The 13,980-nt window shown below is 39.9% G+C and carries 7 protein-coding genes; all 7 read left to right on the top strand.

Features of this window, described 5'->3' with window-relative positions; genetic code table 11:
- The first annotated feature begins 21 nt into the window (after nt 1-21).
- The 7 genes from RM539_RS13430 to RM539_RS13400 all read left to right on the top strand — a co-directional run bounded on the left by RM539_RS13430 (nt 22) and on the right by RM539_RS13400 (nt 13,893).
- Nucleotides 22-1,632, top strand: coding sequence for a RagB/SusD family nutrient uptake outer membrane protein (locus RM539_RS13430; RefSeq protein ID WP_311503927.1), 1,611 nt, complete (start codon nt 22-24; stop codon nt 1,630-1,632).
- A gap of 188 nt (nt 1,633-1,820) precedes the next feature.
- Nucleotides 1,821-3,278: a pectate lyase family protein gene (locus tag RM539_RS13425; RefSeq protein WP_311503926.1), complete on the top strand. Its 1,458-nt coding sequence runs from the start codon at nt 1,821-1,823 to the stop codon at nt 3,276-3,278.
- Between the two features lie 187 nt (nt 3,279-3,465).
- Nucleotides 3,466-4,332 carry a PKD domain-containing protein gene (locus tag RM539_RS13420; protein ID WP_311503925.1) on the top strand — a complete coding sequence of 289 codons (867 nt, stop codon included), beginning with the start codon at nt 3,466-3,468 and terminating at the stop codon, nt 4,330-4,332.
- A gap of 422 nt (nt 4,333-4,754) precedes the next feature.
- Nucleotides 4,755-7,961 (top strand): SusC/RagA family TonB-linked outer membrane protein, encoded by a 3,207-nt coding sequence (locus RM539_RS13415; protein ID WP_311503924.1) that lies wholly within the window; start codon nt 4,755-4,757, stop codon nt 7,959-7,961.
- Nucleotides 7,962-7,978: 17 nt separating this feature from the next.
- The gene (locus RM539_RS13410) at nt 7,979-9,955 is read left to right on the top strand and encodes a RagB/SusD family nutrient uptake outer membrane protein (protein ID WP_311503923.1); all 1,977 of its coding nucleotides are present in this window, start codon (nt 7,979-7,981) and stop codon (nt 9,953-9,955) included.
- A gap of 76 nt (nt 9,956-10,031) precedes the next feature.
- Nucleotides 10,032-11,747 (top strand): pectate lyase family protein, encoded by a 1,716-nt coding sequence (locus RM539_RS13405; RefSeq protein WP_311503922.1) that lies wholly within the window; start codon nt 10,032-10,034, stop codon nt 11,745-11,747.
- Nucleotides 11,748-11,781: 34 nt separating this feature from the next.
- Complete coding sequence (locus tag RM539_RS13400) at nt 11,782-13,893, top strand: DUF3826 domain-containing protein (protein ID WP_311503921.1); 2,112 nt, start codon at nt 11,782-11,784, stop codon at nt 13,891-13,893.
- Nucleotides 13,894-13,980: the final 87 nt, after the last annotated feature.

The raw sequence follows: 13,980 nt of genomic DNA, 5'->3' as shown, positions 1-13,980 counted from the left end.
TTAATGAAAAAATTTAAGAAGATGAAAAAAATATTATACACAGCAGCAATACTTACATTAATGCTAAATACTGGCTGCTCAGATTATTTAGAAGAAGAAAACCCCAGTAGTGCGACAGCGGAGAATTATTATGTAACTCCAGGAGGATACGAAACTTTAGTGAATTCTGCCTATTCAACATTGAGAGATGTTTATGGGCCTACTCCATACATTTTCTCAGCAGGAACCGATCTTTTTTTCGGTGCTCATCAGGATGCTCCACTGGCATTAACAACGTATCAAAGTTTAACCCCGGGTACGCCCCAGGTTGGGGATTTTTTCCAGACTTTATATGAAAGTATTCAGGTGCAAAATACCGCACTTCATTATGCCGATCTCACCGAAGAATTTCCGGAGCTGGAATCTAGAAAAGGAGAAACCCGTTTTTTAAGGGCGTACTATTACTTTTTACTGGTGCAATCTTTTGGAGATGTGACGTTGGTAACTGATATGATCAACGAGCCTATCACTCATTTTGAACGAACTCCGGCCTCAGAAGTATATGAATTTATTATTGATGAATTGGAAATGGCATTGGAGGAGGTCCCTGTTACTCAAAATGAATATGGAAGAGTGGAAAAAAGAGCTGTTATGCACATGCTGGCCAAAGCGTACCTTACTCGTGCTTATGAAGACTTTGGACAACCTAGCGATTTCTCCCAGGCTGCTTCTTATGCCGATCAGGCTATAAATGGCCAGTCTCTTGATATTCCTTTTTCTGAACTTTTTGGAAGGGATAATGAAATGAACGAAGAGGTGCTATTTGCTGTACAATATGACGAGGCTTCTCTTATTAATGGTGGTGCACATAACTGGGATAATCCATGGGGGCCGCTTATTCAGGGTGCTTTTGAAGGAGTTTCCAAGAAAAACATGCTTCATCCCACAGAATATTTGTTTACTGCTTTTGGGGAGCACGATACCCGGTTTGAAGGTACTTTCCTTAATGTAAGAACGAGTCCTTATGTAGGTAATTATTTAGACCCGGAAAACACTCCTGTTGAGATTTACTATCCCAGAACAGAAGAGCAAATAGCAAATGTAGAAGAATGGAGGGCAGCTAATCCCGAAACACGTAGCGAAACAACTGTTATTCCAATAGATGGGAGCTGGTGGGCATCTACCAGTCAACAATATCCTGCGTTACAGAAATTCGATAGAATCCAGAACGGTGATGTTCGGTTTACGCATGACCTTTATATAGCGCGTTTGGGTGAATCCTATCTTATTGCTGCTGAGGCCTATTTTCAGGAAGGGAATATAACCCAGGCAGCTGAACGTATAAACGAGGTGCGAAGGCGTGCAGCTATGGAGGGGCATGTGGAGGAAATACTTATAACAGAAGCCGAAGTTGATCTTGATTTGATACTAGATGAGAGGGCTCGAGAACTGGCTGGGGAAGGTCACCGCTGGTTTACTTTGAAACGTACTGGCAGGCTTATAGAGCGTACCATTCTTTATAATCCTCAAATAACCTCAGAGAGCCAGTTCATGGGTAACAATGGAGCATTAAAAATTTTGCGACCTATTCCATTAAGTGCAATATCCCTGGATGAAGGAGAGTATCCCCAGAACCCTGCCTATGCTAATTAAATAATTGACTTAGTTTATTAGTTTAGTTTTATAGCACCTTCAAGATCTACTTTCAAAAGGAAGTATAAACGAGAAGGTGCTGTATTTTTAATATCTCTTTACTTTCTAGAATATAGATTAATGTTTTTAAATAGAACTCAATAACTTATTTATCATAATTGTAAACAAGTTTTAAAATACAAATATATATGCATAAGAGTTTGCTATTACTAACTATCTATTTCACAATCCTTTCAGGATTGGCCCAGGATTCAATCCCAATACAACCTGATCTGGAATCTTACTATGATGAAATTGAACAGTTATTCGATCTTCCTGCTTTTCCGGGCGCATGGGGAGCGGGCATGTATGCCACCGGAGGACGGGGAGGAGAGATTTTGTTAGTGACTAATCTTAATGATGCCGGTCCGGGAAGTTTAAGATCAGCAGTGGAGGCATCTGGTCCACGTATTATAATCTTTAAGGTAGGAGGTACTATAAAACTGGAGTCCGATCTTGTTATTGAAAATCCGGATATAACTATTGCAGGTCAAACAGCTCCGGGTAAAGGGATTGCATTACGTGGGGCTAAATTAAATATTAGTGGTGATAATACAATTGTGCGATATCTTCGGGTAAGGCGTGGAGATGAAAATCTTACATTCGATGATGGAATTGCAGTTTCTGATGCCGAAAATGTGATAGTTGACCACTGCACGATAAGCTGGACTACAGATGAAGCCATTAATACCTGGCACGGAGCTAAAAATGTCACCTTTCAGTGGTGTATTGTTGCTGAAGCTCTAAATAATTCTGTTCATGAAAAGGGAGAGCATGGATATGGTGCATCTTTGGGCGGTGAAAATACCAGCTATCACCATAACCTGCTGGCCCATCATACGGCACGAAATCCCAGCATTGCAGGAAATGCAGATGAGCGAACACACAATCTTGACTGGCGTAACAACCTTGTTTATAATTGGGAGTATCGTACTCTGGATGGTAAACCTGATGAAATTAATGTAATAAATAACTACTATAAACCAGGCCCTGTAACACAACTTATGGAACGTCTTGTTCGAATAGATGACCGTAGCGGCTATGGTCTTCCTGCCGGACGCTGGTATGTTTCCGGAAATGTATTGGAAACCCGTAAAAGTAATGATAACTGGAAAGATTTGGTTAAAGCTGAAGGAGACATGAATCCTAATGAATATAAACTGGAGGAACCAATCGAAGTGGCACCAGTCTGGACACAACCGGCAAAAGAAATTGTTGCTCCCATTCTTCGTTTTGCCGGAGTTACTGTACCTGGACGTGATACCTGGGAGCATAGAATTGTAGAAGAAGTTCGTACCGGTACTGCTTATTTTGGTGAAAATGGGATCATTGATTCGCAGAAAGATGTAGGAGGATGGCCGGAACTTAAAACTGCCGAACCAGTCAGCGATGGTGATAGTGACGGAATCCCTGATTGGTGGGAGGAATTATACGGATTAAATCCTGAAGATCCTTCAGATGCAGGCCAGGATATGAACCAAAGCGGTTATACCAATATTGAGGAATACCTAAACGGTACTAATCCAAAAATTGAAATAGATTATACCATACCTGTTAATAATAAAAACCCTTTGCATAAATTTCCTAATCTATTACTTCCTCATTGACCGCTGAAAGTTTTCGGTTGTAAGAGATGATCTGTTATATCGATATTATTGGGGTCTCAGCAATTTTTATTGTGCAGTTGCTCAGTCAAATTTTGTTAAACAGGTTCTACAGGATACTGCGGGATACTATATTTTAGCTATAATTATAAATTTATAGGCCTAAGGTTTATATAAGAAAAAATAACATATGAAAAATTCATTTTTAAAAATCAGGCTTTTTGCGATTATTACAATGGCATTCTTGTATGGATGTTCAGAGGATGACGATAATTCATTACCATCCTTACCAGAAGGAAATAATGCAGAATTCAGTTATGAAACAGATCCGGAAGATCCTTTTACAGTTCATTTTAACAATGAATCTCAACAATATGATGCTTCTTACTGGCGTTTTGGGGATGACAGTGGTTTTTCAACTGAAGATTCTCCAACACATACCTTTCCTAATGGTGGACTATTTGAAGTTATTTTAGCTGTTCAGGGAGATGGAAATGGAGGAGAAGTCCGGAGAATGGTGGAGATTATTGATCCGGCATTACAGGGAGAAAGAATTGAAGATGGTAATTTTCAGGATCCGAATGCCTGGAACGTTCAGGAGGCTGGATATGAAATACTTACAGATGTTTCTTTTACAGAAGCAGGATTGCACCTTTCAAATGAAGGTGAAGGTGTAACTACCAATGTTGTAGTTTGGCAGGAGATTCAGGTGGAAGCTGGGAAAGAGTATCATTTCTCTGCTGATGTTGCTGGAGGAGGCATGAATCAGGCCTGGTTGGAATTTCATTTTAGCAATGAGGAACCTGAGGGAGATGATTATGCTGAAAATAATTTATGGAGCCTGAACGCTTATGCTGAATGTGGTATAGATCCATTCGAAGGCGATATTGTGGATTTATCCTGTAGTGGTGATGGTGCAGCTGATGGAATTTTTACTTTTGAAGAAGGAGGTACCGCCTATATTGTAATTAAATCTGGAAGCTATGAAGGCTATTTAGGCCCTGAAGGTATAACAATATCTAATGTTAGCCTGATGCCGGTTGATGATATGGAATAATATTGATTTTTAGGAGAAGTCTAAAACTGTCTGGCAAGAGCCAGACAGTTTTTTTTTGACTATATAATCTTTATGAGCTGAATTTTGCCCCAGTTGTAATACTTCTTGATACAGCCCATAATTAACAGGTAATAATTGAATTTAAATTTCCCAAAATTATTTGGTACTGGGAGTCTTTAGATATCATCAAAAGTTAAAAATTTTATTAATATTTAAATGCAGTACAGTGCAGGATGCTTTTTACTTTGGTTAGCGGTTATATTTGATTAAGATAATTTTAAGGGGTTTTTTTGGTTTCTGTTAATTTAAAAACTAACTAATGCGGATGTATTTCCGGTAAATAAACAGAATAATCGAAAACGTTGTAGTCTCTTTGATTTATCCTAACTAAAAAACTAATTATTAACTAAAGTAGAGTACCTATGAAAAAAATTAAAAAGGTATGCACACTGTTGTTGGCTATCTGTCTTGGTATAACGGCCTATGCTCAGGATCTTAGTGACCAAAGAACCATCACTGATGATGTGGTAGACAACACAGGAGAGCCTCTTCCCGGGGTGAGTGTTTTTGTTAAGGGAACTAATAATGGAGTAGTGACCGATGGAGATGGAAATTATTCCATAAGAGCATTTGGAACTGATGTACTGGTGTTTTCTTTCATTGGAATGAAAACTATAGAGAGAGAGATTGGATCTGAATCCAATATTGATGTCACCCTGGAAGAAAATCAGGAACAACTTAGTGATGTTGTGGTTGTTGGTTATGGGGAGCAAAAAAGGGAGCATTTAACCGGTGCGGTCGAAACTGTAGATATAGAGGAAATTGAAGACCTGCCGGTAGGTAATTTAGCTACAGCATTACGAGGGAAACTGCCGGGTGTCAATATTTCCGGCGGTTCTACTCGTCCTGGTTTGAAACCCACGCTAACCATTAGAAACCCAATTTCAATGTCAAAAGATGGAGGTAATAACCAACCCTTGTATATTATTGATGGAATTCTCCAGATCGATGAACAGGGACGAAATGATAATACATTATTTAATCAACTTGATCCATCAGAAATTCAAAGTTTAAGTATTTTGAAAGATGCGGCGGCTGCGGTGTATGGCTCGAGAGGAGCCAATGGTGCTGTGGTTATTAAAACAAAACGTGGTCAGGCTGGTCCTCCCCAGTTTAGTTATAGCGGCTCTTATGGTATTGCTGATGAACAAGAACGAACAGAGATGTTAAGTGCAGCAGAATATGCACGTTTTATAAATGAGCTAAATGGCCCTTACGGTAACCCAGATATTAATCGGGAAGATAGTAATAGTGATAATTACTTTTTTTCTGATGATGAAATTGCATATTTTGAAAACAATAGTTATGACTGGCTTGACCAGGCCTGGTCTTCTGCCACTACGCAACGACATACACTAAATGCAAGTGGGGGAGCCGAGGGTGCAACATATTTTGGTGGTGCTTCTTACTACACCCAAACAGGGAATTTAGCTGAGGTTGATTATGATAAATGGACCTTTCGTGCCGGAACAAATGTTGATATAGCAACAGGTTTAAAAGCGAATTTGCAGGTGTCCGGAAATTTCTCGAACCGTTCAACTACTTTTAATAAAGTTACTGGAGAGAATGCAGAAGATGATTATAATAACCTTCTTCGGGCACCGCGTTACATACCTCCCTATATTAACGGGCTGCCGGTAAATATTCCTGATGGAGGAGTAGGAGGGGATGGATATCATTATTTTGCAATTCAAAACCTCGATAACTATGCTAAAAACCAAGATCAGACCTTAACTTTTAATATAAGTGCCGAATATGAGGTGCCTTTTATTAATGGACTAGCATTTAGGGGGACCTATGGAAGAAACATGGGAAGCGGAAAACTTAGCCAGTTAGGCTCAGTATATAATCTCTATAATTTCGAAACAAGCGGAGAAAATGGACATATTTATTCGCCGGATGCACAAGTAGTTGGTGACCCCGTGGAAATTGAGAATGGAAACCGTATTTTTTATCGAAATTCAGATTCATTCTCAGAACAATATAACTTTATTGGAACCTACAATAATACCTTTGGAAGGCATACTATAGGTGTTTTGGCTACTATAGAGCGTGGTGAAACCGAAGGTTCGCAGCAACAGGTACGGCGGGAAGACCCGGCGCCAAATTCAAATGGCCAGTTTAACTCGGCTTTTGGTCCGCAAGAAGGATTTACCTGGAAATATGAATCTGGTTCCTTGTCATACGTAGGGCGATTAAACTATCGGTATAATGACAAATACTTATTTGAATTATTATACCGATCAGATGCATCTACAAAATTTGCACCTGAAAATTACTGGGGACATTTCTATTCTATTTCAGGAGGATGGATTATTTCAAAAGAAAATTTCTTCAATTCGAATGTGGTTGATTTCCTTAAGATCAGATTCTCTCATGGTAAATTAGGAAAAGATGATACACAAATGTGGGCCTGGAGACAAAGATATACCTATCAAACAGGACAGGGAGCTGTATTTGGAGGAGACAATCTTAGATCTGATGGTTTTAAAATGGAGAGATCTCCAAATCGTGCTGCAGTCTGGAGTGATGATTATAAAAATAATGCAGGTATTGATATGCAGTTTTTTGATAGACGATTAGATGTAAACGTTGATGGTTTCTATAATAGAGGAAGAAACATGTTAATTGAACGAACAGGAGCTGTGCCTTTTTCAATTGGGGGTACTGTTGCGGCAGAGAATTTTGGTGAAGTGGATTTCTGGGGTGGAGAATTTTCCATAGGATGGCAAGACAATATAGGTAATGACTTTACTTATGGAATAGACGTGAATAGTGGATGGAGCACTAATAAAGTCCTTGTAGGAAATTTTGATGAGACTTCGGCTTTGCCATGGAATGCAAGTCAGGGAGAGCCGTCAGAAGTTGGAACCTGGGGATATGATTATCTAGGAATGTTTAGAAACCAGGCAGATATTGATGCCTATGTAAGTGAATATAATATTCAACAGGTTTTTGGTGTGACAGCGGAAAACCTGAGGCCTGGAATGCTTTATTACCGTGATGTTCGAGGAGAACATTTAGGAAATGGTGAGTTTGCTGAGGCTGATGGGATTATTAATGACAACGACCGCGTAGAACTTGAAAGACCAAACACTAGTTTTGGTCTTGGCTCAACCATACGATTAGGGTACAAGAACTTTAGTTTTAATGCAACTCTTGGAATGTCATGGGGTGGTTTTGATGCTATTGATGCAAGAGACATTGAAATTACACCAGAAATCGATCAGAGCTTTCAAAGTGTACCCAGAATCTGGAATGACGTCTATAATCCCGAAACAAATCCGGATGGTACCATGCCTAATCCATATTATAATGATATAAATGGCGTACCATCAGAATTTTGGCGGGTGAGTAGTTTTCGGTTTACCATGCCTAACCTAAATGTAGGTTATTCAGTGCCTGAAGAAATAGTGCAAAAATTCAACCTGTCAGCTTTAAGTGTAAGATTTACAGCCCTTAATCCAATTAACTTTTATAATCCATTTTCATATAAAAGCGCAACTGGTTCATGGGATGGATATCCTGTGTTAAGAACATTTTCTTTAGGGCTAAACCTTAGATTCTAATTAAAAAAATAAATACAATGAAAACGATTAATATAAAGCATGCAATCCAATTATTTTTATTGGCATTTGTGTTCCTTACTTCATCTTGTAGTGATGATTTTCTTGAGGAAAAACAGGATTGGACAGGTGTAAATGAGCAGGTGTTTCAGGATGAATTACGGGCAACAGCATATATAGATTATGTATATGGATTGTTTTTACCTGCAGATGGCAATGCTCCACAATTTTATTGGAACTCCCATAACAATGATTTATTTCAAACTGGTGATGAGGCATATGGGGAAACCAGATGGAATCAGGAGTGGGCAACTATTTCTCCCGCTGAATATCATGCCTGGGATTATATTGGTTTTCCAATTGGTACCAGTATTAGAAATAATCCATATACCAGAATCCGTCAGATTAATTTATTCATCAATAATGTAGATCAATACGACGGGATAGACGAGGAAATGAAAAATTATTTAAAAGGACAGATGTACTTCTGGCGGGGTTATCAGTACTATGATTTAGCTTCATGGTATGGGGGAGTGCCCATAGAATTGGAAGCAAAAAATCCTATTGTAAATCCTACTGGTGGTACCTCCAGGGCATCTGCAGAAGAAACACTTGGTCAAGCAATGGCTGATTTGGATATGGCCAAAGAATTACTGCCCGGTCGTTGGACAGATCCGGCTGATTGGGGAAGAGTAACAAGTGGAACTGCTGCAGCATTAAAAGGTAGAGCCGCCTTATTATGGGCAAGCCCTCAATTTAATAGGGACGATGAGCAGTCCCGTTGGCAATCTGCCTATGATGCAAATTTAGAAGCAAAAGGAATTCTGGAAGCTAACGGTTTTGGTTTGTTTCAGGGAGATTGGGCTGATATTTGGAACCAGGATATAGATAATCCGGAGGCTGTTTGGGTTTGGAACTTTAACACTTCATCATCAGATCAGGGACAATTGAACAGCGGTTGGGAGGCTGTTACACGTCCCAGTGATCAAGGTGCATTCCCTCAAGTACAGCCAACCAAACAAACTGTGGATGCTTTTCCAATGAAGGATGGAAGCAAGATAGGTGAATCTGATATTTATGAATATGATTTACAAACTTTTTATAAAAACCGGGATCCGCGTTTTTATGCCACCTTTGTATTCCCGGGCGATAGATTCCCATACGAAGACGAACCGGAATATCGTTCTTGGAACTATACCTGGTTTAGTGAGGAAGGCTTAGAATTTCCAAATGAAGATACCGATGATGCTGCTAACGCGAGTGGCTTTTATGTAAAAAAAATGACTATGGCTAATGCATCCGGAGATGATAATTGGGGAAGATCAGGAAATGATTTTATGGAGATACGTTTTACAGAAGTAGTCTTAAATCTTGCAGAATCTGCCATTGGTGTGAATATGCTTGATGAAGGTAAACAAGGCATTATGACAATTCGTGAACGTGCCGGAATTGAAAATCTCGACGGTAGTTATGGATTAGCTGATGTAAACACAAGAGATGAGTTATTTGGGGCCGTTGTAAAAGAACGACAGGTAGAATTAGCTTATGAGCGACAAAAACGATACCACACCTTAAAACGTTGGATGTTGTTTAATGATGATTTTGGAACAGCCTCAAGGCTTGGGATTGAACCACTTGATGGTACAAGACGAACCGGGTTCTACTTTATTGCACAAAATGAAGAGGGCAATGATTATGTAGGAAGTGAAGATCCTTTTGAACCAAATGATGAAGGTGTTGCTCCTGTGATAGACAGAGAACCTGAAGAATTCCCGAATGGAATTGCAAACCAACAGGAATACACCGAATGGTGGAGAGACAATTTTCTACGTGTTCAAGTGCGGGATGATCTCGATCCAACAGAGAATAACTGGACTTTTACCTGGTATAACGAATTCTATTTTCTTGGAATATTCCAGGACCTAATAGATACAAACCCCTACTTAGAACAAACCATAGGTTGGGGAGGTTCTTTTGATCCATTGGAGGAGAACTAAATTAACCGTGATCTTTATGAGCTGTTATCGCAAAATAACAGCTCATTTCTATTACAATTTCAACAAATAAGAATTTATGAATCGAAAATCAATTGTTCTTCTAATATTAGCCTTTTGTGCTATAGAAACTTATGCACAATATCCAGACCTTACGGAAGAAGATCGGGCAAAAGAAAAGGCTATTAAAGAAGAAGCTTACAAATATTCAGATGAAGCTTGGGAAGATGCACTTAAAGTAGTGAAACAAGAGGTGCGAGAGGGAAAGCCATATATTCCCTGGGCTTTTCGTCCTACTGACTTACCGCAGGCAGATATTCCTGCTTTCCCGGGCGCAGAAGGTGGCGGTATGTACACCTACGGTGGCCGTGGAGGTGAAGTGTACACGGTAACTAATTTAAATGATAGTGGCCCAGGTTCCTTGCGGTGGGCTTGCGAACAGGGAGGTGCACGAACCATTGTGTTTAATGTTGCCGGCATTATAAAATTAGAAACACCCCTCATCGTTCGCGCTCCTTATATAACTATTGCAGGGCAAACGGCACCCGGTGATGGAGTAGTGGTAGCTGGTGAAACCGTATGGGTTAACACTCATGATGTAGTGATACGGCATATGCGTTTTCGTAGGGGAGAAACCTTTGTAGGTAGAAGGGATGACGCTATTGGAGGGAATCCCGTTGGAAATATTATGATAGATCATGTTTCTGCAAGTTGGGGCCTTGATGAAAATATGTCCATCTATCGACATATGTACAGCCCGGGTGGAGATTACGATCGTGAGAAATTAGGAACAGTAAACGTTACCATTCAAAACAGTATCTTTTCAGAAGATTTAGACACCTATAACCATTCACTTGGAAGTACCTTAGGCGGTGAAAACTGCTCTTTTATGAGAAATCTTTGGGCAAGTAATGCTGGGAGAAATCCTTCTATTGGATGGAATGGTATTTTTAATTTTGTTAATAATATAGTGTTTAATTGGAGTCATAGGACCACTGATGGTGGTGATTATAAAGCAAAGTATAATATTGTTAACAACTATTATAAACCCGGTCCTGTTACTCCTAAAGATGAACCTGTGGCTCATCGTATTTTAAAACCAGAAGGTGGTTTGAGTGATTTAGATACGCTTTTATTTGGAAGAGCCTATGTGAATGGAAACATAGTAGAAGGTTTTCCAGAAGTTACGGAGAATAACTGGAATGGGGGAGTACAGATGGAAGGGAAAGATGGTGAGTTAATGACTTATGAAGAATCTAAAAGTTTGTTCCCGACCATAAAAGTTGATAAACCTATGCCAATGCCCCATTTAACCATTATGCATACAATGGATGCTTATAATTATGTCTTGAAGAATGTAGGGGCTACATTACCAGTACGTGATGGGGTTGATGAACGTGTGCTTAAAACTGTAAAAACCGGAGAGGCCATTTACGAAAAAGGCCTTGATCCTGATTCTTTTTACCAGTTTGAGCATAGGAGGCTTCCGGCCGATTCCTATAAGCAGGGGATAATTACCGATATCCGGCAGGTAGGGGGATATCCTGAATATACAGGTACACCTTATACTGATGCCGATAAAGATGGGATGCCTGATGCCTATGAAAAAGCAGTAGGACTGGATCCAAATGATTATTCCGATGCAAAAGGAGATATGGATAATGATGGGTATACCAATATTGAAATGTACATCAATGGTATAAAGCCTGGTAGTACAACAAATTGGAAAAATCTTGAAAATAATGAAGATACTCTGGCAGAATTGCAAGATGGTCTTGAAAAATATAAAAAGTAATGTTTGTTGAATTTACAACCACATTAAAAACACTATGAAAACAAATAAATTAATAATTGCACTCATTCTGGCATTTTCAATATATAGCTGTGGTGCACAGAAAAAAGAATTTGACCCGGAATATGTAAAGGTCACTAACGATCGGGCTCAAAAGATTGTAGACGGAATGAACCTGAACTCAGCTGAAAAGAAAAGGGGAGTAAGAGATCTTATTGCTGAACAATACCGAAATCTAAGCTGGATTCAGGATGGGCGGGATGCAAAGATTGAAGAGATTAGGCAGAGCAAGATGGAGGAATCCAGGAAAGAAGAAAAGATTAAGAAGTTGAAAAGTAAAGCTGATGAAGATATTGCTGATCTGCATGAAGAATATTTAAATGATCTGCATGATGGACTTACTCCAGAACAGGTTGTGGCAGTAAAAGACGGGATGACTTATGGTGTGGCACCAAAAACATACGTAGCATTTCAGGAAATGCTTCCAGATTTATCTGAAGAAGAAAAAGAATTTATCCTTGAGAATCTGGAAGAAGCCAGAGAAAAAGCAATGGATGCTGGTTCCTCTCATCAGAAGCACTGGTGGTTTGGTAAATATAAAGGAAGAATAAATAATTACCTTTCAGAACGTGGTTATGATTTAGCAAAGGCAGGAGATGAATGGCAAAAGAGAATAAAGGAGCGGGAGACTCAGGAAGCTGGCCAGAAACCTCCACACCCCCCACGATTGCCAGAAGAGGTTATTCCTGCATTCCCCGGAGCATGGGGAGGCGGTATGTTTACAACCGGAGGACGTGGAGGCAAAGTGATTGCTGTTACAAACCTTAATGATAGCGGCCCTGGTAGTCTTCGAGCTGCGTTAGAAACAAAAGGCCCTCGTATTGTTATATTTCGTGTTGCAGGTACAATTAAAGTTGATGGTGATCTTAATATCGATGATCCTTACATTACTGTTGCAGGTCAATCTGCTCCTGGTGATGGTATTTGTATTGCCGGTACATTTAATATTAATACACATAATGTAATTCTCCGGCATCTGCGTGTACGCCGTGGCGTTCCTTCTGGTGGGCAGGGTGATGACAATATAGGTGGTAATCCGAACCATCACATAATAATAGATCATTGCTCTACAAGTTGGGGTATGGATGAAAACATTTCACTTTACCGACATATGAGACCATCTGCAGATGGAACGACTCGTATAAAAGATCCCGCAGAGAATATAACGATTCAATGGACAATTTCAAGTGAGGCTCTCGATGCCAGAGGACATGCCTTTGGTGGCACCTGGGGAGGGAATCCCTCAACATTTCATCACAACTTATTTGCTAGCAACACTGCCCGAAATCCATCTATAGGTATGTCCGGTGCATTTGATTTCCGATATAATGTTATATTCAATTGGGGTCATCGTTCAATAGATGGAGGAGATGAAACTTCTATGGTCAATCTTATTAATAATTATTTCAGACCGGGACCTGCCACTAATGATAATATAAGATCCACTTTTGCCCGTATAGAAGAGCGACATATGTACTCTCCCGGTAGTGCATGGGCGGATGGTGACTGGTATCCTCAAGCATCAGATCGTCCCGGCAAATGGTATGTTGCCGGCAACATCATGCACCAAAATAAAGATGTGACCAACAACAACTGGGCTGGTATGCGCGGCAGTGATGCAAATTCACCTAACGTGAATGATCTTAAGAGGCTAGCGCGCGTAAACACCCCATTCGAAGGGTGGCCAGTAGCACCACACCATTCGGCTGAAGCCGCTTTTGAATCTGTTTTGGAAAAGGCCGGAGCAACTTTACCTAGACGTGATGCTGTTGATACCCGTGTAGTAGAAATGGTGCGTACAGGAAAAACAACCACTGAAACCGGAATTATTAATGACGTTTCCGAGGTTGGTGGATATCCGCAACTAACATATGATCCTGCCAAGGTACCTGTAGATACCGACGGGGATGGTATGCCTGATGAATGGGAAAACGAATATAATCTTAATCCTGAAAATCCGGAAGATGGTTCTTTTGATTCTGACGGAGATGTTTATACCAATATTGAAGAATATCTTAATGGGACTGATCCACGGGAAAAACTAAATTATCGCAATCTTGGCAATAATGTCGATACTGTTAGTGATTAGCTTTCTTAGTTGAATTAATATAAGCTTCAGATGGGGGCTGATCAAATAGTATGGTCAGCCCCCATTTAGTTGCCGTACATGATGAAT

Origin of the sequence: Autumnicola musiva (assembly GCF_031846585.1) — a bacterium.
Lineage (GTDB): Bacteria > Bacteroidota > Bacteroidia > Flavobacteriales > Flavobacteriaceae > Autumnicola > Autumnicola musiva.
The sequence above is the reverse complement of the archived record's forward strand: the minus strand, read 5'-3'. Positions and strand labels throughout refer to the sequence as shown.

Excerpts from the sequence above, each read along its gene's own strand:
- RM539_RS13425 (WP_311503926.1), top strand. The coding sequence starts at position 1,821 with ATGCATAAGAGTTTGCTATTACTAACTATCTATTTCACAATCCTTTCA.
- RM539_RS13410 (WP_311503923.1), top strand. The coding sequence starts at position 7,979 with ATGAAAACGATTAATATAAAGCATGCAATCCAATTATTTTTATTGGCA.
- RM539_RS13405 (WP_311503922.1), top strand. The coding sequence starts at position 10,032 with ATGAATCGAAAATCAATTGTTCTTCTAATATTAGCCTTTTGTGCTATA.
- RM539_RS13400 (WP_311503921.1), top strand. The coding sequence starts at position 11,782 with ATGAAAACAAATAAATTAATAATTGCACTCATTCTGGCATTTTCAATA.
- RM539_RS13415 (WP_311503924.1), top strand. The coding sequence starts at position 4,755 with ATGAAAAAAATTAAAAAGGTATGCACACTGTTGTTGGCTATCTGTCTT.
- RM539_RS13420 (WP_311503925.1), top strand. The coding sequence starts at position 3,466 with ATGAAAAATTCATTTTTAAAAATCAGGCTTTTTGCGATTATTACAATG.
- RM539_RS13430 (WP_311503927.1), top strand. The coding sequence starts at position 22 with ATGAAAAAAATATTATACACAGCAGCAATACTTACATTAATGCTAAAT.